The 20937-nt window shown below is 68.6% G+C and carries 20 protein-coding genes and 1 tRNA gene; 8 read left to right on the forward strand and 13 right to left on the reverse strand.

Going from position 1 to position 20937, the window contains the following annotated elements; genetic code table 11:
* Positions 1 to 142: 142 nt before the first annotated feature.
* A complete protein-coding gene (locus tag SPHME3_RS0107655) occupies positions 143 to 568 on the reverse strand; it encodes an organic hydroperoxide resistance protein (RefSeq protein WP_017979755.1) in 426 nt (141 codons plus the stop codon).
* 109 nt (positions 569 to 677) lie between these two features.
* Between SPHME3_RS0107655 and SPHME3_RS0107660 the strand changes: the two genes are divergently transcribed.
* The gene (locus tag SPHME3_RS0107660; RefSeq protein WP_024310385.1) at positions 678 to 1139 is read left to right on the forward strand and encodes a MarR family winged helix-turn-helix transcriptional regulator; all 462 of its coding nucleotides are present in this window, start codon (positions 678 to 680) and stop codon (positions 1137 to 1139) included.
* Here SPHME3_RS0107660 and SPHME3_RS0107665 read toward each other — a convergent pair.
* The 7 genes from SPHME3_RS0107665 to SPHME3_RS0107690 all read right to left on the reverse strand — a co-directional run bounded on the left by SPHME3_RS0107665 (position 1107) and on the right by SPHME3_RS0107690 (position 7382).
* Positions 1107 to 2258: a copper resistance protein B gene (locus SPHME3_RS0107665; RefSeq protein ID WP_017979753.1), complete on the reverse strand. Its 1152-nt coding sequence runs from the start codon at positions 2256 to 2258 to the stop codon at positions 1107 to 1109. The genes SPHME3_RS0107660 and SPHME3_RS0107665 overlap by 33 nt on opposite strands.
* Positions 2255 to 4042, reverse strand: a complete 1788-nt coding sequence (locus SPHME3_RS0107670; protein WP_017979752.1) for a copper resistance system multicopper oxidase — start codon at positions 4040 to 4042, stop codon at positions 2255 to 2257. The genes SPHME3_RS0107665 and SPHME3_RS0107670 overlap by 4 nt, the downstream gene beginning before the upstream one ends.
* 37 nt (positions 4043 to 4079) lie before the next feature.
* Entirely contained in the window at positions 4080 to 4262 is a 183-nt protein-coding gene (locus tag SPHME3_RS0107675; protein ID WP_017979751.1) for a DUF1289 domain-containing protein, read from the reverse strand.
* 21 nt (positions 4263 to 4283) lie between these two features.
* The gene (locus SPHME3_RS0107680) at positions 4284 to 5705 is read right to left on the reverse strand and encodes a DEAD/DEAH box helicase (RefSeq protein ID WP_017979750.1); all 1422 of its coding nucleotides are present in this window, start codon (positions 5703 to 5705) and stop codon (positions 4284 to 4286) included.
* Positions 5706 to 5815: 110 nt separating this feature from the next.
* Complete coding sequence (locus SPHME3_RS0107685) at positions 5816 to 6145, reverse strand: hypothetical protein (protein ID WP_017979749.1); 330 nt, start codon at positions 6143 to 6145, stop codon at positions 5816 to 5818.
* A gap of 80 nt (positions 6146 to 6225) precedes the next feature.
* The gene (locus SPHME3_RS21015; RefSeq protein WP_156002634.1) at positions 6226 to 6513 is read right to left on the reverse strand and encodes a hypothetical protein; all 288 of its coding nucleotides are present in this window, start codon (positions 6511 to 6513) and stop codon (positions 6226 to 6228) included.
* A 380-nt stretch (positions 6514 to 6893) separates the two neighbouring features.
* A complete protein-coding gene (locus SPHME3_RS0107690) occupies positions 6894 to 7382 on the reverse strand; it encodes a hypothetical protein (RefSeq protein WP_020486573.1) in 489 nt (162 codons plus the stop codon).
* Positions 7383 to 7503: 121 nt separating this feature from the next.
* Here SPHME3_RS0107690 and SPHME3_RS0107695 point away from each other — a divergent pair, with 121 nt between their 5' ends.
* From SPHME3_RS0107695 to SPHME3_RS0107705, 3 genes are all read left to right on the forward strand, one after another.
* Positions 7504 to 8937, forward strand: a complete 1434-nt coding sequence (locus SPHME3_RS0107695) for an FAD-binding oxidoreductase (RefSeq protein ID WP_020486572.1) — start codon at positions 7504 to 7506, stop codon at positions 8935 to 8937.
* Between the two features lie 69 nt (positions 8938 to 9006).
* The gene (locus SPHME3_RS0107700; RefSeq protein WP_017979745.1) at positions 9007 to 9777 is read left to right on the forward strand and encodes a SapC family protein; all 771 of its coding nucleotides are present in this window, start codon (positions 9007 to 9009) and stop codon (positions 9775 to 9777) included.
* Between the two features lie 151 nt (positions 9778 to 9928).
* Positions 9929 to 10483 (forward strand): cytochrome b, encoded by a 555-nt coding sequence (locus SPHME3_RS0107705; protein ID WP_017979744.1) that lies wholly within the window; start codon positions 9929 to 9931, stop codon positions 10481 to 10483.
* Positions 10484 to 10692: 209 nt separating this feature from the next.
* Here the strand turns inward: SPHME3_RS0107705 and SPHME3_RS0107710 are convergent, their stop codons facing one another.
* Entirely contained in the window at positions 10693 to 11610 is a 918-nt protein-coding gene (locus tag SPHME3_RS0107710; RefSeq protein ID WP_017979743.1) for an N-formylglutamate amidohydrolase, read from the reverse strand.
* A 102-nt stretch (positions 11611 to 11712) separates the two neighbouring features.
* Here SPHME3_RS0107710 and cpdR point away from each other — a divergent pair, with 102 nt between their 5' ends.
* Positions 11713 to 12090: a cell cycle two-component system response regulator CpdR gene (gene cpdR / locus SPHME3_RS0107715; RefSeq protein ID WP_017979742.1), complete on the forward strand. Its 378-nt coding sequence runs from the start codon at positions 11713 to 11715 to the stop codon at positions 12088 to 12090.
* A 61-nt stretch (positions 12091 to 12151) separates the two neighbouring features.
* A tRNA-Val gene (locus tag SPHME3_RS0107720) sits at positions 12152 to 12226 on the forward strand.
* A 90-nt stretch (positions 12227 to 12316) separates the two neighbouring features.
* Here SPHME3_RS0107720 and glpK read toward each other — a convergent pair.
* The gene (gene glpK / locus SPHME3_RS0107725) at positions 12317 to 13807 is read right to left on the reverse strand and encodes a glycerol kinase GlpK (protein ID WP_018250661.1); all 1491 of its coding nucleotides are present in this window, start codon (positions 13805 to 13807) and stop codon (positions 12317 to 12319) included.
* A 122-nt stretch (positions 13808 to 13929) separates the two neighbouring features.
* Here glpK and SPHME3_RS0107730 point away from each other — a divergent pair, with 122 nt between their 5' ends.
* Positions 13930 to 15426, forward strand: coding sequence for a glycerol-3-phosphate dehydrogenase (locus tag SPHME3_RS0107730; RefSeq protein WP_017979740.1), 1497 nt, complete (start codon positions 13930 to 13932; stop codon positions 15424 to 15426).
* Between the two features lie 98 nt (positions 15427 to 15524).
* Here SPHME3_RS0107730 and xylA read toward each other — a convergent pair whose 3' ends face one another.
* From xylA to SPHME3_RS0107745, 3 genes are read right to left on the reverse strand one after another with little or no spacing between them, the layout of a single operon-like run.
* Positions 15525 to 16832: a xylose isomerase gene (gene xylA, locus SPHME3_RS0107735; RefSeq protein ID WP_017979739.1), complete on the reverse strand. Its 1308-nt coding sequence runs from the start codon at positions 16830 to 16832 to the stop codon at positions 15525 to 15527.
* Between the two features lies 1 nt (position 16833).
* The gene (xylB, locus tag SPHME3_RS0107740) at positions 16834 to 18276 is read right to left on the reverse strand and encodes a xylulokinase (protein WP_017979738.1); all 1443 of its coding nucleotides are present in this window, start codon (positions 18274 to 18276) and stop codon (positions 16834 to 16836) included.
* Between the two features lie 4 nt (positions 18277 to 18280).
* Positions 18281 to 19357, reverse strand: a complete 1077-nt coding sequence (locus SPHME3_RS0107745) for a glycoside hydrolase family 43 protein (protein WP_017979737.1) — start codon at positions 19355 to 19357, stop codon at positions 18281 to 18283.
* Between the two features lie 451 nt (positions 19358 to 19808).
* Here SPHME3_RS0107745 and SPHME3_RS0107750 point away from each other — a divergent pair, with 451 nt between their 5' ends.
* A complete protein-coding gene (locus tag SPHME3_RS0107750; RefSeq protein ID WP_017979736.1) occupies positions 19809 to 20837 on the forward strand; it encodes a LacI family DNA-binding transcriptional regulator in 1029 nt (342 codons plus the stop codon).
* Positions 20838 to 20937 lie beyond the last annotated feature (100 nt).

The raw sequence follows: 20937 nt of genomic DNA on the forward strand, positions 1-20937 counted from the left end.
GAAGTCTTTGAAAGGGGGCTCCCTCGAACGATCGATTTTCGCAGCGGTTGCGTGGGGGGCGGGATAATGTCGGACGCCCCCGAAACGACAGCGGGGCGCTGCCGCGATCGGCAACGCCCCGCTGTTCTAAGCCTATTGCGGATCAGGCGAGCGTCAGGCCGACGTCGACGTTGCCGCGGGTCGCGTTCGAATAGGGGCAGATCTGATGCGCGGCATCGACCAGCTGCTGCGCCTGATCGCGCTCCAGGCCAGGCAGATCGACGAGCAGATCGGCGGTGATGCCGAACCCGCCGGCATCCCGCGGGCCGATCCCCACGGTCGCGGTCACGGTGGTGGCGTCGGGCACCTTCACCTTCAGTTGCTGGCCGGCGGCCTTCAACGCGCCGATGAAGCAGGCCGAATAACCCGCGGCGAACAATTGTTCGGGGTTGGTGCCATCGCCACCCGCGCCGCCCAGTTCCTTGGGCGTCGACAATTTGGCTTCGAAGCGGCCGTCCTCGCTGCGGGCATTCCCTTCACGGCCGCCGGTGGCGGTGGCGCGGGTGGCGTATTTGACGTCGACGGACATGATGCATGCTCCTTGCAGAAACTGTTATTGCAACAATGTATATCGCGATACTGATTTGTCCAGTGGCGTTCCGCCGTGGAGGAAAAGCGTGTACGACCTGTCGATGACCATGCCGCCGTCCCACCCGCTGTCGCTGGACGAGCAACTCTGCTTCTCGCTGTACGGCGCGTCGATCGCGATGACGCGCGTGTACAAGCCGATGCTCGACCGGATCGGCATCACCTATCCGCAATATCTGGTGCTGCACGCCTTATGGGAAGAGGACGGGCGGACGATTGGGGCGATCGCCGAGCGTCTGTCGCTGGAATCGAGCACGATCACGCCGCTGGTGAAGCGGCTGGAGGCGGGCGGGCTGGTGCGGCGGGCGCGGGATACGCAGGACGAGCGGCAGGTGCGCGTGCTGCTGACCGAGGCGGGGCAGGGGCTGCGCAGCGAGGCGACATGCCTGGCGGAGGCGGTGTTTGCGAAGACGGGCCTTAGCATCGACGAATTGCGGGCGCTGACCCAGAACGTCCGGCGGTTGCAGCGCGCGCTGGCATCAGAACCAGCCGCGGATCCCGAGCGCGAGTGACACGCCGCCGCTGCCCTCGCCATCCGCGCGGGCATAGCGCGCGGTAGCGCCGTAGCGGCGTTCCCAGTTGACCCCGACATAGGGCGCGAATTCGCGGGCGATTTCGTAGCGGAGGCGAAGCCCCGCCTCGACGCTGGACAGGCCGGCACCGATGCGGGCGTCGGGTTCGTCCTGGGCGGCCAGGTTCACCTCTACGCGGGGTTGCAGGATCGCGCGCTGGGTCAGGCGCTGGTCATACCATGCCGATCCGCGGGCGCGGACGCCCTTGTCGGAGGCGAACAGCGTCGCCTCGACGTCGAACCAATAGGGCGCGAGGCCCTCTACGCCGATCGCGGCATGCGTGCGGCCGCCGTTCGGCCCGAGATCCTGCCGGGCGCCGGCCAACAAATTGAAATAGGGGCCGATGGCATGGGCGTAGAGCGCCTGCACCTCGGCCTGGTCGATCGATCGGCCGAACGTACCTTCGCCTTCGCTCTTCAGCACGACGCGGTCGATATCGCCGCCGAACCAGCCTTCGCCGTCCCAGCGATAGCCGTCGCCGCCGTGGCGGACCTGCACCTCGGCAAGGTTGAAGAGGATCTGGGAGAAGCGCATCCCGCCATGCTCGGCGCGCATCGTGCGATCGGCAGCGGCCATGGCGGCGGGGTCGTAGAACCGATCGGCGGCGCGGGTGGTCGGGGGCGGGGGCGGCGGGGCGTTACCGGCGGGCAGGTCGGTGCCGCTTTTGGTGGCCGCTGCCGCTGGCATGGCGTGCATGCCCGGCATCGCATGCATTGGTATGTCTTGGGGCATGGCCGGCATCGCAGTCTTGGGAGCAGCGGATGCCGCAGGCGTGCAATGGCCCATCGCCGCATGGTCGGGCGGACAGTTCGGATCGGCTGCGACGGGCGTCACTGGCATGGCCATCACGTGATCCGGGCCGGGGTGCGCGTGGCTTTGCGGCCGTGCCGGGGAGCGGGCCGGGGGCTTGGGCTTCGTCTTGGGCTTCGGCTTAGCCTTGGCGGCAGGCTTCGGCGCGGCGGGCATCGTCATGCCCGGCATGCTCATGCCGTCCATATGGTGCATCTGCGCCATCGCCGGCGCGGGGAGCAGGGCAAGGATCGCCAGCGCCGCCCTCATGCGGCATCCTCCGCGCGCACCGTCACGACCTGCATCATGCCGGCGTGCATGTGGTAGAGCAGGTGGCAGTGGAACGCCCAGTCGCCGATCGCGTCGGCGGTCAGGTCGAAGGTGACGGTGCCGCCGGGGGCGACGTTGACGGTGTGCTTGCGCGGCGCGTGGTCGCCATGGCCCGTCACCAGTTCGAAGAAATGGCCGTGCAGATGGATCGGATGCGCCATCATCGTGTCGTTGACGAGGCGAACGCGGACGCGCTCGCCGGCACGGAAGGGGATGGGCGCGGTGACGGCGTTCAGCTTCACCCCGTCGAACGCCCACATATAGCGTTCCATGTTGCCGGTGAGGTGGATGGTGAGCTGGCGCGACGGCGCGCGGACGTCCGGATTGCGATCCAATGCAACGAGATCGCGGTAGACGAGCACCCGATGGCCAACGTCGGCGAGGCCCTGTGGCGGTTCGCCGGTGCGGTCCATCGGCATGGGGGCGACCGTCTGCACGGCAGGGGTCTTGGGCAGGCCCGGCGCGTTCGCGAAGTCGCGCATGCTGTGGTGCATCGGCTCGGCAGGGCCTGCGGGTTTGCAATGGCCCATGGCGGCGTGTTCGGGTGGGCAGGCGGCGGGCGCGGCGGCGTGGTCCATGCCGCTCATACGGGCCATGCCGTCCATGTGGCTCATGTCGCTCATGTCCATGTCGCCCATACCCATGTCGGTCATGGTGGCGAGCGGGCGCGGACGGAGCGCGGGCACCGGCGCGACCATGCCGACCTGCGGGGCAAGCGTGGCACGCGCCATGCCGGAACGGTCCCAGGCTTCGGCGACGAGCGTATAGGCCTGCGCCTCCGGCTCCACGATCACGTCATAGGTTTCGGCGACGGCGATCTGGAATTCGTCGACCGTCACTGGCCGGACGTTGAGGCCGTCGGCCTGGACGATCGTCAGTTTCAGGCCTGGAATCCGCACGTTGAAGTTCGTCATCGCCGAGGCGTTGACGATGCGCAGCCGCACCCGCTCGCCGGCCGCGAACAGCGCGGTCCAATTGTCGGCGGGGCCATGGCCGTTGATCAGATAGGTGTAGGTGCTGCCCGTCACGTCGGACACGTCGGTCGGGTCCATCCGCATCGCGCCCCAGGCGAGGCGGTCCTTGAGCGGCTGGTCCTTGCCCGCGAGCAGGCCGGCGAAGGTCTGCTTCTGGTAATTGAAATATCCGCCCTGCAACTTCAGGCGGCGGAAGATGGCGTGCGGGTGCAGTGGGCTGTGATCGGACAGGACGATCACATGTTCGCGGTCGCTCGCGATCGGGTCCGGGCCGGCGGGATCGATGACGATCGGGCCGTAATGCCCCATCTGCTCCTGCAGGCCCGAATGGCTGTGATACCAGTAGGTGCCCGCCTGGCGGATCGGAAAGCGGTAGGTGAAGCGGCTGCGCGCCGGAATGCCGGGGAAGCTGATGCCGGGCACGCCATCCATCTGGAACGGCAGCAGCAGGCCGTGCCAGTGGATCGAGGTCTCTTCGTCCAGATCGTTGACGACGGTGAGCGTGGCATCCTGCCCTTCGCGGAAGCGCAGCAGCGGCGCCGGCACCGAGCCGTTGATGCCGATCGCATGTTGCGGCTTGCCGTCGATCGTCATCATCTGATGCGCGACGTGGAGCGTGACGTCCGGGCCGGTGAGCGTCGGCAGCGGGGCGGCGATGCCGGCGGACACGGGCTGCGCCCATGCGGGGAGCCACGGCACGGCGGCAGCGAGCGGGGCAGCCTGCAACAGATGGCGGCGCGTCAGGGGCAAGCGGGTATCCTTTGGCGGAACGGTCGCCGATATAGGGTCAGGGCCGCCGGTCCGACAGGGTGGCCATGATCGCGCGGCGCCGGTCGGGCGTCATCTGGCCCCAGGCAACGATTTCGTCGATCGTACGGGCGCAGCCGCGGCACAGGCCGTCCGGCTCCATCACGCAAACGCCGATGCAAGGCGTGTCGATCGCGACCGGGGGCGTCCGCTCGATCACCATGACGGACGTCCCCGGATGCGCTCAGGGTGCGATCGTGGCGTGGAGGAAGTCCGGGATCGGGCCGTTCCAGCCATCGTCCGGGCCGTCATCACGGTTGGGGTCACGATCGGCGTAGCGATCGTCGCGGCGGGGACGGCGGCGGTCGTCGTTGCGCGGCTGCGACGCGGCGGCGGCTGGGGCGGCAGCGGGACGGCGATCGTCGCGGGCCGGGCGGGCGGGGGCCGGTGCGGGCGCCTGCTCGACGGGGGCGCTGTCGTTCGCCTTGCGACCGCGGCGCGGACGGCGAGGTTCCTCGGCCGCCGGCGCGTCCGCCTCGGGCGCGTCGCCGAGGTCGAGGCGTTCGATCGTCTGGCCGGTCAGCTTTTCGATATTCTGGATGTTCTCGGCATCCTCGCTGGTGATCAGCGTATAGGCGACGCCGGTCGCGCCGCCGCGGCCGGTGCGACCGATGCGATGGACGTAATCGTCGGGATGCCAGGGCGCGTCGAAGTTGAAGACGTGGCTGACGCCCTTGATGTCGAGGCCGCGCGCTGCGACGTCGGAGGCGACCAGGATGTTGATCTTGCCCGACTTGAACAGGTCGAGTTCGGCGAGCCGCTGCGGCTGTTCCATGTCGCCATGAATTTCACCCGACTGGAAGCCGTGCTTCTTCAGGCTCTTGTTAAGCTCGCGTACCGTCGTCTTGCGGTTGGCGAAGATGATCGCGGTGCGCACCTCGTCCTGACGGAGCAGGCGGCGCAGCGCCTCGCGCTTTTTGAACGCGTTGGTCGGGGTGGGGACCAGATACTGCTTGATGTTGAGGTTGGTCGAGGCAGGGCGCGACACCTCGATCGTCTTGGGATTGTCGAGGAATTTGTCCGCGAGCTTCTTGATCGGCGGCGGCATCGTCGCGGAGAACAGCAGGGTCTGGCGCTGCTTGGGCAGCTTGGTGCAGATTTCCTCGATGTCCGGGATGAACCCCATGTCGAGCATGCGGTCCGCCTCGTCGATGACGAGCATCGAGCAGCCGGTCAGCAAGATGTTGCCGCGGCCGAACAGGTCCATCAGGCGGCCCGGCGTCGCGATCAGCACGTCGACGCCCTTTTCCAGCGCCTTGATCTGGTCGCCCATCGACACGCCGCCAATCAGCAGGGCCATCGAAAGCTTGTGACCGGCGCCGTACTTCTCGAAATTCTCGGCGACCTGCGCGGCGAGTTCGCGCGTCGGTTCGAGGATGAGGCTGCGCGGCATGCGCGCGCGGCTGCGGCCGTGCGCCAGGATGTCGATCATCGGCAGCACGAAGGCGGCGGTCTTGCCGGTGCCAGTCTGCGCGATGCCGATCAGGTCGCGCATCATCAGGACGCTGGGGATCGCCTGCGCCTGGATCGGCGTGGGTTCGCTATAGCCCGCGTCGGTGACCGCGGTCAGGAGTTCGGGGGAGAGGCCGAGATCGGCGAAGCTCATGCCAAAAGGCTCATGCAAGGGTCCGGAAATAGACGCACACGGGTGCGGCACGCCGAGCGTCGCGCTTGCCGATCTGGGCGCGAAAGTCAAGGAAAGGGTGGGTGGAGGGGCTATGACGGCGCGTGTCTGGCCTGCCTCGCGATGCGGGTCCGGCGTCCCCGTATCTTGAGGGGGACGGCGACGAGGACGAACAGCATCAGGCCTACGAAAAGCCAGAGCGGACCGGTCAACCCTTGCAGCCAGGCGATCAGGATGGCGCAAGGGACGGCGATCACCGGCGTGATCTTCGTCAGCCACCACAGCATCGCGCCCCAGCCAGGCCGATCGCGCATGCCTTTGCCGACGCTCAGCAGGATGATCGTCGCCACGAGCTTCGCGCCCAAGGCGAGAGCGACGATCCAGCTCAGCGTTGCGATCAGGGGCGAGGGGCTGAAGAGCATGGCGTCATCATGCGGCGGCGTTCGCGGGGTGACAAGCGGGGCGATTCGGGGGCGAAAGGAGACGAAAGCGTCGGTGGCGCCTAGGGATTGCCGGCTTCTTCGGCGCGGAAAGAGAGCATCGAATGTCGGAACGCGTGCAACGCCTCGCTAAGGCATTTGACTGTTGGCGGGGGCGCATCCTGCGGGACGGCTTCGTCCACTTTGAGCACGAAGGTGGCGTAGGGAAGTCCGGGCGCGTTCCGGTGAAATTCGCTCCGTATCGCTCCGCATGCTCTTGCCATTTGCTGGCTGGTGCGTGCGGTGAGCAGCGGCTTTTCGCCCCTGTCAGTCGCGCAGCCTGCGGTCATCAGTACAAGCGCCAGCCCCATTCCATGTCTGCTTATCGCCAAGTTTGTTCTCCACCGGGCGATCGCCCGATTCGGACGATGTCACGGGCAAGCGGAGACTGGCAATGGCGCGGAAGTGGACGAAGTGGACGGTACGTTATCGTCGGAATGCCTTCCCCGGCGAGGACACGTTTCGGGCGTGGTTCACCGTGTCAAAAAGCGGGCACGACGATAGGCATAATCGGGGCGTGTAGGACAGCGTTTTCGTGCGGATCGCCGAACCACGAAGCCCGTCATGCCGGACTTGATCCGGCATCCCGCTTCTTGCGCCGGTAGAAGAAGCGGGACCCCGGCTCTTCGGCCGGGGTGACGGGGTGTGTGGCTGCGGCGCGGATGGCTCGATAGCTGAGGGCCTCGCCCCCTCAGCGGGCGACCAGCGTTCGGAACTTGGCGATGCCGCAGCTGGCGCCGGAGCGCATGCGCAGGACGTCGCGGTCGGCGCAGACCTTTCCGTCGGCCTTGGGGCGCAGATAGAAGCCGTTGTAGAAATCCATGGGCCCGCAATCGTCGTCGAGGTGCGCGCGCAGGCGCTTGCCGCCGGCCATCACCAGGTCGACCGCGTCAGGGGCGGAGACGAGCGCACCGCCGATGTCGGCGACGGCGATGCATTTGGGCCCCTTCTTTTCCTTCCACTGCATCGGCTGCGGCACCGACAGCCGCGGCGCGGCGGCGGGGCCGCGCGCGGGGCCCACGCGCGGCACGCGGATGATAATGCGTTCGCGGACGGTCATCTGCGCGAACTGGACGCCGTTCAGCCGGTCGGGCGACTCGCTGGCGGAGACCAGCACGGGCGCGGTGCCGGCCAGGAGCATGGGTGCGATCAGCGCGGCGGAAAACGCAGGAGTCGGCATGTTCGGTGTCGGCTCCTAGCGGCGATCGTTGAACGGAGGATGAACTTGCGCCATCGGCGGCGAAGGCGGGCAGGGGCCACCTATGGTTGAGCGGCGGGGCGTCCGGGGGTAGCGGACGCGCATGACTCCCGCCCAAACCGCACTGCTTGCCGATCTCGCCCCGATGCTGGGGCCGAAGGGTATCGTGACCGATCCCGCCGATATCGCGCCCTGGACGATCGACTGGCGGCAGCGGTTTCGCGGCACCGCGCCGGCGCTGCTCGCACCGGCCTCGACCGCCGAGGTTGCGGCGGTGGTCGCTGCGGCGGCGCGGCATCGGGTGGCGCTGGTGCCGCAGGGAGGCAACAGTTCGATGGTCGGCGGGGCGACGCCGCCGGGCGACGGATCGGCGCTGATCCTGTCGCTGCGGCGGATGAACCGGATGCGGAGCGTCGATGCGGCGGCGGGGCTCGCCGTCGCGGAGGCGGGGGTGATCCTGTCCGACCTGCACGATGCGGCGCTTGCGGAGGGGCGGCGCTTTCCGCTGACGCTGGGGGCGAAGGGCAATGCGACGGTCGGTGGCCTCGTCTCGACCAATGCGGGCGGCACGCAGGTGCTGCGCTTCGGGTCGATGCGCGGGCTGGTCGCGGGCGTCGAGGCGGTGCTGGCAGATGGCAGCGTGCATGATGGCCTCGCGGCGCTGAAGAAGGACAATCGCGGTTACGACCTGACGCAATTGCTGGTCGGCGCGGAGGGGACGCTGGGGATCGTCACCGCGGCGACGCTGCGACTGGTGCCGCTGCCCGCCACACGCACGACCGCCTGGGCAGCGACGGGCGATCCGCAGGCGGCGCTGGCGCTGCTGCGTCGGTTCCAGGCGGCGACCGAGGCGCTGGAGAGTTTCGAGATCCTGCCCGCCGAATCGCTCGCGGCGGTGCTGGCGCATGTCCCGGGTGCGCGCGCGCCGGTGGCGGGGGCGCATCGCTGGCACCTGCTGATCGAACAGACCGACCCGCGCGGTGCGGCGCTGACCGAGGCGGTGCTGGCCGACGCGCTGGCGGATGGGCTGATCCAGGACGCGACGATCGCGGCGAGCGAGGCCCAGGCGGCGGATTTCTGGCGCATTCGCGAATCGATCTCCGATTCGGAGCGCGCGCTGGGGCCGGCATCGCAGCACGACATTTCGGTGCCGGTCGAGGGCATGCCGCGCTTCATGATCGAGGCGGCGGCGGCGTGCGAGGCGCGCTTTCCCGGGACGCATGCCAGCGGCTTCGGCCATCTGGGCGACGGCAACATCCACTTCCACGTGCGCGCGGCGCCCGGCACCGACCCGGCGCGCTGGTATGCCGAGGATGTGCCGGTGGTCACACGCTTCGTCGACGATCTGGTGATCGCGGCGGGCGGATCGATCGCGGCCGAACATGGCATCGGCCAGATGAAGCTGCACGAGTTGGAGCGGCTGTCTTCGCCCGCACGCCTTGCGGCGCTGCGCGGGGTGAAGGCGGGGCTGGACCCGCTCGGAATCCTGAACCCCGGCAAGCTTGTGACGCTTGCGCCGGGGCAGCCGGATCAATAGAGCAACGCGCCAGCGTGCGGCCCGCAGGCATTGCGGGTCCGCAAACTATCCACGACGGAGAGAGTTCCCATGGCCAGCGCGCCGCTTCCCCTGTTCTACAACGGCCTGGAGCCGCTCTCGAGCGAGACGCACGCCACCTGGCGCGTCCGCCAGCTGGATGCCGCCCCCTTCCTGGTCGGCCAGCATGCCATTCCGATCACCACCGACGAATTCCCGCTGGTGCAGCGCTTCATGCCGATCGTCTTCTCGATCGGTGACGATGCCATTCCGCTGGCGCTGATGGGCCTGAACGAAGGCGTCAACGTCTTCGTCGGCGACGACGGCAAGCTGACCGAAAACAATCTGTACGTCCCCGCCTACGTCCGCCGCTATCCGTACATGCTGGCGCGCCTGCGCCCGGACAGCGAAGAGCTGTCGCTGTGCTTCGACCCGACGTCGGAAGCGATCGGTGCGTTCGACGAGGGCGATGCCTTGTTCGAAAACGGCCAGCCGAGCCAGGTGACGAAGTCGATCCTCGATTTCTCCGAACAGTTCGAACAGGCCGGCGCGCGCACGCAGGCGTTCATGAACGAACTGCGCGAGCTCGACCTGCTGATGGAAGGCGAGGTCACGATCCAGCCGGAGCAGGAGCAGCCGCCGTTCGTCTATCGCGGCTTCCAGATGGTGAACGAGGAAAAGCTGGCCGCGCTGCGCGGTGACCAGCTGCGCAAGATGAGCCAGTCGGGCATGCTGCCGCTGCTGTACGCGCACCTGTTCTCGCTGTCGCTGATGCGCGAAATCTTCGGCCGCCAGGCGCAGCAGGGCAAGATGCCGCAGCCGCAGTTCGCGCCGGTCGGTTAAAGACCGGGGCCGTTCCGCCAGCCGGAACCGCCGATACTTAGACGGGCGGGTGTCGCAACGCGCGACGCCCGCCCGTTTGCGTTGGGGCAGCCCGCTTGACCCGGTCGCCGATCCGGCAGACTGTCGTTCCGACCTCGAAGGGACATGACGGATGACAGGCTGGGCTCGCGACGCACGCTATTCGACCGTGGCGATCGCGTTTCACTGGACGATCGCGGTGCTGATCATCGCCAATCTGATCATCGGCATCGGGCATGACGGCATTCCGGCGCTGCGCGCGCTGATGGGGGCGCACAAGGCGATCGGCATCACCGTGCTGGCCCTGACGCTGGCGCGCGTCGCCTGGCGGATCGCGCATCGGCCGCCGCCGCTGCCCGCGCACATGCCCGGCTGGGAAAAGGGGCTGGCGCATGCGACGCACTGGTCGCTCTACCTGCTGATGCTCGCGCTGCCGCTGACCGGGTGGCTGATGGTGAGCGCGCCGCCGACCGACGGGCCGGCGCGGCCGCTGACGTGGTTCGGCCTGTTCGACATTCCGCGCCTGCCGGCCAGTGCGGGGGCGGCAGGCTTCGGGCATGAAGCGCACGAGCTGCTCGGCTGGGTGATGGTGGCGCTGGTCGTGCTGCACGTCGCCGGGGCGCTGCGCCATCATCTGATCCTGCGGGATACTGTACTGGCGCGGATGGCGCCGTCGCTGCGCCGTTGAGACGAACGTTCATGATGGTGCGGTGAAAAAAACGTCACGAAGTGTTGCGGGGGTTGAACCAAATCGCGCCTCGCCTATTTTGTGACTTGTACGGCGCTCGTGTCCCCCCTTTCGCGAGACCGTATGGCACACCTTCGGGTGTGTCTCCTCCCTGAACCTTGGCCACTCCGTGCTTTCAGCACGGGGTGGTTTTTTTATGGGCCCGCGTCTTATTCGGCGGCGAGGGCGAAGGGGGGCGTGCCGGCGAGCGCCTCGTCCGCGACGGCGGCGAGCAGGCTGCGCAGCAGCGCGACGGTGCGATCGAAGCCGGGGCCGAGGCCGTCGAGCCGGGAGTCGAGATAGAGAGCGCGGTCGATCTCCACCTGCACGGCATGAATGCCGCGGGCCGGCGCGGCGTGCGTCTGCAGGATATGCGCGCCGGCATAGGGCGTGTTGCGCTGCGTCGCGATGCCCATCTGCGCCGCCGCGCCCTCGATCCGCGCGAGGAAGCGCGCATCGCTGGTCGCGCCGAAGCGATCGCCGAGGACGAGGCGCGCGTGCGGGCCGACGGTCGGCATCGAATGGATGTCGACCAATATTGCGACGCCGAAGCGGGCGCGTGCCGCGGCCAGCGTGGCGGCGAGCGTCGCGTGATAGGGGCGGTGATCCTCCGCAATGCGGCGCGCGACGTCGGCGCCGGTGAACCGCCCGCGCCACAGGTCGCCCGCACCGCCCGCACGACGCGGCACCAGGCCCAGGCCGCTGCGGATCTTCATCGACTGGCCGGACTGCGCCTGCGGGCGGACGCCGTCGTCGACGCGCGGGTCGCGCTCATATTCGCTGCGGTTGAGATCGATCCAGGCGCGGGCGCGGCGCTGCACCAGCATCGTCTCGTTCGTCTGCGCGGCGCGGGCGACGGCATCGACGTGGCGATCCTCCAGCACCACCAGCGCCGATTCGGGGAGGCGCAACGCGGCGCGCAGGGCGGGGGGATAGTCGCGGCCCGCATGCGGGACCGAGAGGACCACGGGACTGGCCGGCACGGGCGGAGTGTCGAGGCCGGAGGGGCTTTGCGGCGAGGCGAAGGGTGTGCCGGGGGGCACATTGTGCGCCTGTGCGCCGTCGATCCGGTCGAACGAAGCGTCCATCTGTGGCACGCCTTAGCCCATCCGCGCGTTCGGCGCTCTGGAAATCTTCATATCTGCCGGTCCATACAGGATCGACCGCAACGCTAAGGACCCGAAAAGGCGATGATCCGTATCCTGCTGGCCGAAGACGACCAGGTCATGCGCGAATATCTGACGCGGGCGCTGGAACGCGCGGGCTATGCCGTCGCCGCGGTCGACCGCGGCACCGCGGCGATCCCACTGCTCGAAACCGAGCCGTTCGACCTGCTGCTGACCGATATCGTGATGCCCGAGATGGACGGCATCGAACTCGCCCGCCGCGCCGCCGAGATGGTGCCGGGCCTGCGCGTGATGTTCATCACCGGCTTCGCCGCGGTGACGCTGAAGGCGGGGCGCGAAATGCCCAATGCGCGCGTCCTGTCCAAGCCGTTCCACCTGCGCGACCTGGTCGCCGAGGTGGACCGCGTGTTCGAAATGGGCAGCGCCAGCGGATTAAATTGAGCGCGGCGTGAAATCAGGGCTTGCCAGCCCGAAGCAACCTGCTAATTGGCCCACCTCCGGCGGGCGTGTAGCTCAGTGGTAGAGCACTGTGTTGACATCGCAGGGGTCGCAAGTTCAATCCTTGCCACGCCCACCATCGAAAACCCCGCTAGGCCAATGGCTTAGCGGGGTTTTTGGTTTTCAGGCCCTTGCGCCTGATTTGGCGACCGTCGCCATCCTCTATCGATCACTCCGCGTGGCGCAGCGTGCGGCGCAGGGCGTCGTGCCAGCCGGCGACGAGCGTGGCGCGGCGATCGGCGGGCATGGCGGGTTCGAAACAGGCGTCGCGGGCCCAGAGGCGTTCGAGTTCGGGCAGGCCAGACCAGATGCCGGTGGCGAGGCCGGCGTGGAAGGCGGCGCCGCGCGCGGTGGTTTCGAGGTCGGCGGGGCGCTCGATCGGCACGTCGAGCAGATCGGCGAGGAAGCGGCACAGCCAGTCGTTCGCGGCCATGCCGCCGTCGACGCGGACGCTGGCGGGATGGCCGCCGCCGTCGGCGATCATCGCCTGGACGAGATCGAGCGTCTGATAGCCGACCGCCTCCAGCGCCGCGCGGGCGAGATGCGCCTGCGTCGCGCCCAGCGTCAGGCCGAAGATCGCAGCGCGTGCCTCCGCATCCCAATGCGGTGCGCCGAGGCCGACGAAGGCAGGGACCATGTAGACGCCGTGATTGTCGGGCACCTGCGTCGCCATGTCGTCGGTATCGCGGGCGTGGGTGATGACGCCGATGCCGTCGCGTAGCCATTTGATCGCCGCGCCCGCAACGAAGATCGAGCCTTCGAGCGCGAAGGTGGTCTGCCCGTCCAGCCGGTAGGCGGGGGTGGTGAGCAGGCGCTGTTGCGAGCGGATCGCCTCCGTTCCCGTATTGAGCAGCATGAAGCAGCCGGTGCCGTAGGTGGATTTCGTCATGCCGCGGGTGAAGCAGGCCTGGCCGAACAGCGCGGCCTGCTGGTCGCCTGCAATCCCCGCGATCGGGATGGGCGCACCGAACAGGTCGGGAGCCGTCGTGCCGAAGATGTGCGCATTGTCGTGGACCTGCGGCAGGATCGCCATCGGCACGCGGAGCAGGCGGCACAGCTCCGCGTCCCAGTCGCCGGCGCGGATGTTCCAGAGCAATGTACGGGCGGCGTTGGTGACGTCGGATGCGTGCGTCGTGCCACCGGTGAGGCGCCAGAGCAGGAAGCTGTCGATCGTGCCGAAGGCAAGCTCGCCGCGGTCGGCGCGGGCGCGCGCGCCGGGAACGGAATCGAGGATCCAGGCGATCTTGGTCGCGGAGAAATAGGGATCGAGCAACAGGCCGGTCGCCTCGCGCACGCTATCTTCGGCGCCATCGCGGCGGAGCGCGGCGCAGACGTCGGCGGTGCGACGGTCCTGCCAGACGATGGCGCGGTGGATGGGTTCACCGGTGGCGCGGTCCCAGACGACGACGGTTTCGCGCTGATTGGTGATGCCGATGCCGGCGATGTCGCGCGCGCCCACGCCGCTGGCGTCGATCGCCTCGCGCGCGGTGGACAGGACGTCGCGCCAGATATCCTCGGGGTCATGCTCGACCCAGCCGGGTTGCGGGTAATGCTGCGCGAATTCGGTCTGGGCGACCGCGACGCGGCGCGCCTGTGCGTCGAACAGGATCGCGCGCGTCGAGGTGGTGCCCTGATCAATCGCGGGAATGTGCTTGGCCATGAGGGTCCTCTCCCGTCCGGCCTTCCAGTGTCGCGGGCCGGCGGGCGGCGTCAATGGCGTGGGCCGATTTTCGGATCGCACTGCGGCGGTTCGGCGTTAGGATCGCCGGACGGAGGGCGTGCGTGGCGGAGACGGATTACGACCTGCTGATCGTCGGCGGCGGCATCAACGGCGCCGGGATCGCGCGCGATGCGGCGGGGCGGGGCCTGACCGTCCTGCTGGTCGAGGCGGACGATCTGGCCGGGCACACGTCGTCGGCGTCGACCAAGCTTATCCACGGCGGCCTGCGCTATCTGGAATATGGCGAATTTCGGTTGGTGCGCGAGGCGCTGATCGAGCGCGAGCGACTGTGGGGCATGGCGCCGCACATCATCTGGCCGCTGCGCTTCGTGCTGCCGCAGACGCATTCGCCGCGGGCGGCGTGGATGGTGCGGCTGGGGCTGTTCCTCTACGACCATTTGGGCGGGCGTAAACGGCTGCCGGCGACCGAGACGGTGGGGCTGGCAGCGACGCCGTATGGCGCGGGGCTGCGCAATACGGCGGGCAAGGCGTTCGTCTATTCGGATTGTTGGGTCGAGGACAGCCGGCTGGTCGTGCTGAACGCGCGCGACGCGGCGGATCGCGGGGCGACGATCGCGACGCGGACGCGGCTGGTGCGGGCACGGCGCGAGGGCGAGCGCTGGGTCGCGTCGATCGCCGATGCCGCGGGCGAGCGCATGGTGTCGGCACGGGTGCTGGTGAACGCGGCGGGGCCGTGGGTGGACGACGTGCTGTCCCGCGTCGCGGGCGGGCATGCCAAGAACGCCGTGCGGCTGGTGAAGGGCAGCCATATCGTCGTGCCGCGCCTGTATGCCGGCGATCATGCCTTCATGCTGCAGAACCCGGACCGGCGGATCGTCTTCGCCATTCCCTATGAAGGCGACTTCACGCTGATCGGGACGACCGACCAGCCTTGGGAGGGGCCGCCGGCGAAAGCCGCAATCGATGCGGGCGAGACTGCCTATCTGCTCGACACGGCCAACCGCTATTTCGCGCGCGGGCTGCGCGAGAGCGATATCGTGTGGAGCTATGCCGGGATCCGGCCGCTGCACGACGACCATGCCGGCAATGCCTCTGCGGTGACGCGCGACTATGTGCTCGACCTCGACGCGGCGCCGGGGCGGGCGGCGATGCTGAGCATTTTCGGCGGTAAGATCACGACCTATCGCAAGCTCGCCGAACATGCGCTGGCGGAGCTGGGCGCGGTGCTGCCGGATATAACGGGGGCGTGGACGGCGGGGGCGGTGCTGCCGGGTGGCGACCTGCCCGGCGGGGATTTCGAGGCGTTCGTGGCGGCGCTGGTGCGGGCGCGGCCAGGGCTGCCGGCGACGCTGCTGCGGCGGCTGGCGCGCGCCTATGGCACCAGGGTGGCGGCGGTGCTGGGCGATGCGCAGGCGATGCGCGATCTGGGCGAGGATTTCGGCGGCGGGCTGACCGCGCGCGAGGTCGACTATCTGGTCGCGCAGGAATGGGCGCGGACGGCGGAGGATGTGCTGTTCCGGCGTAGCAAGCTGGGGCTGCATGTGCCGGACGAGACGGCGGCGCGGGTGGCGGCGTATTTGCGGGACATAGGCGCATAGACTGGCGCCATCGACGGCGCCCCGATCCGTCATTGCGTCGCGAGGGCTCGCAATGACGGATCGGTGGGTGGCGGTCGGTGCGTCGAGACCCGCGCCGTTCAGCGCACGCGGGTGATGATATTCTCGATCCGCTCCTGCTGGCCCGAGCGGGGGCGGGGGTTGAGGTTCTGGCTGACGGCGAGGTCGGCGATGGCGGCAAGGTCGCTGTCGGCGATCTGCTGGCCCAGGGCGCCGGTCCAGCCCGCGTACCGCTCGGCCTTGATCGCATCGAGACGGCCGTCCTCGATCAGCGCGGCGGCGTTGAGCAGGCCCTTCGCCACGACGTCGATCCCGCCGACGTGACCATGGAACAGGTCGGCGGCGTCGATCGACTGGCGGCGGACCTTGGCATCGAAGTTGAAGCCGCCCGTCGTAAAGCCGCCCGCGCGCAGGATTTCGAGCATCGCGAGCGTCATTTCCTCGACCGAGTTGGGGAATTGATCGGTATCCCAGCCGTTCTGCGGATCGCCGCGGTTGGCGTCGATCGAGCCAAAGATGCCGAGCGCGCCCGCCGTCGCGATCTCATGTTCGAAGGTGTGGCCCGAGAGGGTCGCGTGGTTCGCCTCGATATTGACGCGGACCTCGTCCTCCAGCCCATAGCGCTTGAGGAAGCCGTACACCGTTGCCGTGTCGAAGTCGTATTGGTGCTTGGTCGGTTCGTGCGGCTTGGGTTCGATCAGGATCGTGCCGGTGAAGCCGATCTTATGCTTGTGATCGACGACGAGGCTGAGGAAGCGGCCGAGATTGTCGAGTTCGCGCTTCATGTCGGTGTTGTGGAGCGTCTCATAGCCCTCGCGACCGCCCCACAGCACGTAGTTGGCGCCGCCGAGGCGGTGCGTCGCTTCGAGGGCGTCGCGCACCTGCATCGCGCCCCAGGCGAACACCTCCGGATCCGGGTTGGTGGCGCCACCGGCGGCATAGCGCGGGTGGCTGAACAGATTGGCGGTGCCCCACAGGAGCTTGCGGCCGGAGGCGGCCTGAAGCTGTTCGAGGTGATCGACGGCGTCCGCGAAATGTGCGCGGTGTTCGGATACCGTCGTGGCATCGGCCATCACGTCGACGTCGTGGAAGCAATAATAGGGCACATCGAGCTTGCTGAAGAAGTCGAAGGCGACCGAGCGTTTGTGTTCCGCTGCGGCGGCATCGTTGGCGCCGCGGTGCCAGGGGCGATCGAAGGTGCCGCCGCCGAAGACGTCGCTGCCCGGCCAGCAGAAGGTGTGCCAGAAGCAGGCAGCGAAGCGGAGATGCTCCTCCATCGTCTTGCCGAGGACGACACGGGTCTTGTCGTAATAGCGATAGGCGAGTTCGGTGTCGCTCTCCGGCCCTTCGTAACGGATCGTCGGAATGTCGGCGAAGTATTCGGCCATTTTAGAGGCTCCTGATGCGGGAATAAGCGTCGCGGAAGGCGGCGTATTTGGGGGCGAGGCGGTCGCGCAGGACCGCATCGGGTTCGATGACGTGCGCCGTGCGGGGCGCGATGCAGATGTCGGCGGGCGGGCCGCCATCGACCGCGAGCTGCGCGAGGCGGGCGGCGCCGAGCGCGGGGCCGACCTCGCCCCCGTCGAGATAGACGAGGCGCGCGTCGAGCGCCGCGGCGAGCGTTTCGCCCCAGTATAGCGAGCGGGCGCCGCCGCCGATGACGGAGAGCTGCTCGATCGTCGTGCCCGCCTCGCGCATCACGCGCACGCCATCCGCCAGCGCGAAGGCGACGCCTTCGAGCACGGCTTGCGCCAGGCGTTCGGGGCCGGTGTCGTGGTCGAGGCGCAGGAAGGCGCCGCGGACCTGCGTGTTGTTGTGCGGCGTGCGCTCGCCGGAGAGGTAGGGGAGGAACAGCTCGGGGCCGCTGGCCGGGCCGGCCTGTTCGGCGCGGGCGAACAGATCGGCGGCGCTGCTCGCCCCGGTGAGCCGCGCCACCCAGTCGATGCAGGCAGCGGCGGAAAGGTGGACCGCCATCTGATGCCACATGGCGGGCACGCAATGGCAGAAGGCGTGGACCGCGTCGGCGACATTGGGGCGGAAGTCCTGCGTCGCGACGAAGATGACGCCCGACGTGCCGAGCGAGAGCAAGGCGTCGCCGTCGCGCACCGCACCGACGCCGGCGGCGCCCGCGGCATTGTCGCCGCCGCCGCCCGCGACCGGGACCGGCGCCATGCCCCACAGCTCGGCGACCGCGGGAAGCAGCGTGCCGGCGGTGTCGCTGCCCTCGACGAGGCGCGGCATCTGGTCGGTCGTCAGGCCGGTGGCGGCGAGCAACGTCTCGCTCCAGCGCCGGGCGGCGACGTCGAGCCACAGCGTGCCGGCGGCGTCGGACATGTCCGAGGCTTTTTCGCCGGTCATCAGCAGGCGGACATAGTCCTTGGGGAGCAGCACGGTCTTGATCGCCGCGAACGTCTCGGGTTCGTGGTGGCGGATCCAGGCCAGCTTGGGCGCGGTGAAGCCGGGCATGACGAGGTTGCCGCCACGTTCGCGGAAGGCGGGCGTCGCGGCGTCTAGGCCAGCGCATTCGGCGAAGGAGCGGCCGTCGTTCCACAGGATGGCGGGGCGCAGCGGCCGGTCGTCGGCGCCGAGCAGAGTCGCGCCGTGCATCTGGCCGGCCAGGCCGATGCCACGCACCGATCGCCGCACCGCGGGATCGATGGCAAGGACTGCGGCACAGGTCGCCTGCCACCAGGCGACGGGGTCCTGCTGCGACCACAGGGGCTGCGGGCGCTGGATGGTGAGCGGGGCGGTGCCTTGCGCGACGAGCGTGCCCGACGCGTCCACGACGACCGCCTTGACGCCCGACGTGCCGATATCGATGCCGAGGAACATGCCCTCAGTCCTTGAACGGATCGATGGTCTGGATGCTGCCGTCCGGGGTGAAGTGCAGCTGCGTCACCTTGGCGGAGCGCAGGTGGTTTTTCCCCGACGCTTGCGTGTCGTGGTAGAACAGCCACCACTTGCCCTGAAATTCCACGATCGAATGGTGCGTGGTCCAGCCCTGAACGGGCTTCAGGATATGCCCCGCATAGCGAAACGGACCGTAGGGCGAGGTGCCGGTGGCGTAGTTCAGATAATGCGTGTCGCCGGTCGAATAGGTGAAATAATAGGTGCCGCCCCGCTTGAACATCCAGGCGGCCTCGAAGAAGCGGCGCTCGTGATCGCCGCCGAGGACGGGCTTGCCCCGTTCGTCGAGGATGACGATCGGGCGCGGGCTTTCCGCGAATTGCTTCATGTCTGCGCGCATCCTGGCGACGCGCGGGGCGATCGCGGGCTGGTCGTCGCGGTGCAGGTCCGTGTCGCCGGCCTTGGCCTCGTAGCGATTGCCCTGCCAGCGCTGCAGCTGGCCACCCCAGATGCCGCCGAAATACATGTAGCTGGCGCCGTCGCTATCGGTGAAGACGGCGGGGTCGATCGAGAAGCTGCCGCGGATCGGCTGGGGATCGGCCTTGAACGGGCCGGTCGGTGACTTGGATGTGGCGACGCCGATGCGGAACACGCCGGCTTTGTCGCGCGCGGGGAAGTACAGAAAATAGGTGCCGTTCTTATAGGCGGCGTCGGGTGCCCAGGTCTGTTTCGAGGCCCAGGGGATCTGTTTCACGTCGAGCGCGACGGGGTGGACGGTGACCGGGCCCCCGATCCGGTCCATGCCGAGCACGCGATAATCGTGCATCGCATATTGGTTACCGAGATCGTCGTCGGCGATGCCGGCGTCGACGTCGTGGCTGGGATAGACGTAGAGTCTGCCGTTGAAGACGTGCGCGGATGGATCGGCGAAATAGAGGTCTTTGACCAACGGCTGTGCGAGGTAGCGCTTGCCGTCGGGGCTGCGCGGTTCGGCGCTTTGCGCGAGGGCGAGGCCGCTCGACAACAGAGCAGCGAGCGCGAGCAGGCGGGGGCCGCGGGCGGGCATCGATATTGTCCTTCCTAAGATCGGCCCTCTGGCGAGGCCTGAAACATCTGGATAGCGCTACCATATGGTGATTGCCATCCGGCGGCAAGGGCCGATGGCGGCGATTTCGACGATCGGGCGCGGGGGGAGGCCGCGGGGTGCTGATCGTGCGTGGCGCGATGCGCGGCCCGATGTGGGTGATCTCGCTGGTGTTTGGTGTCGGATACGGCGTCCCGATGATGACGCCGACGTGGAGCTACCAGCGTCGGCGCAGGTCAACCGGCGGGGCGACAGGAGACCAATTGGGGACAGCGGTACGGTAACGGTCGCAACGTGGCGCTTGCCGTGGACGCGCTTTTGCGTCCATGTCGGTGGGGCTGTTTCTTCTGGGACCCGATCCGCCCGCATGGCTTCCTCACCCCCTCCCTCGCGACCCTCCCGTCGATCGGGTTCGGCACCGACGATCAGCGATGTGGCGAAGCTCGCCGGCGTGTCGCCGATGACCGTCAGCCGCGTCATCAACGCCGAAACCAACGTGCGGCCTGCGACGCGCGATGCGGTGAACGTGGCGATCCAGACGCTGAACTATGCGCCCAATCGCGCCGCGCGCAGCCTGGCGGGGGCGGGGCAATTGCGGGTCGGGCTGCTGTACAACAATCCGTCGGGCGGCTTTCTGTCCGAAATGCTGCTCGGCAGCCTGGATCAGGCGAGCCGCAACGATGTGCAGATCGTGATCGAGAAATGCGAGATCGGCGACGATCACGAGCTCGCGGTCGCACGGCACATGATCAAGGGCGGCATCGACGGCATCGTGCTGCCGCCGCCCCTGTGCGAATCGCCCGCGCTGCTCGACCTGCTGGCCCAGGCGGGCGTGCCGATGGTCGGGCTGGCGACGGGGCGCGCGGGCGAGGGCGGGCTGGCGATCGGGATCGACGATCGTGCCGCGGCGATGACGATGACGCGGCACCTGATGGACCTGGGCCATCGGCGGATCGGCTTCATCGGCGGCGATCCCAATCTGTCGGCGAGCGGTGCCCGGCTGGCGGGCTATCGCGCCGCGCTGGAAGGGGCGGGGATCGGGATCGAGGACGGGCTGGTCGTCGATGGCCTGTACACTTATCGGTCGGGGCTGGATGCGGCGGAGCAGCTGCTCGACCTCGCCGAACCGCCGACGGCGATCTTCTCGTCGAACGACGACATGGCGGCGGCGACGGTGGCGGTGGCGCACCGCCGCGGGCTGGACGTGCCGGGCGACCTGACCGTCTGCGGCTTCGACGATACGGTGCTGTCGACCGCGATCTGGCCCGAGCTGACGACGATCCGCCAGCCGATCGCCGATATGGCGCGCGGCGCAATCGAAGGGCTGGTCGCGCTGCTGCGCCGCCAGCGCGGAGGCGACGATGCCGCGCCCGAAGAGCCGACGCGGCTGCTCGACTATACGCTGATCCGCCGCCAGTCCGACGCGCCGCCACGGCGCCGGCCGCGGGTGATCGAGGGATAGGTCTGCCGCGGCGCCCTGCGCAGGGTGGCCACGGCACGCGCCAAACGGCTTGACCGCCCGGACTGGCGTGATAGCGATATCACATTGCACACGGCTGGCG

The organism is Sphingomonas melonis DAPP-PG 224 (genome assembly GCF_000379045.1).
GTDB classification, from domain to species: domain Bacteria; phylum Pseudomonadota; class Alphaproteobacteria; order Sphingomonadales; family Sphingomonadaceae; genus Sphingomonas; species Sphingomonas aquatilis.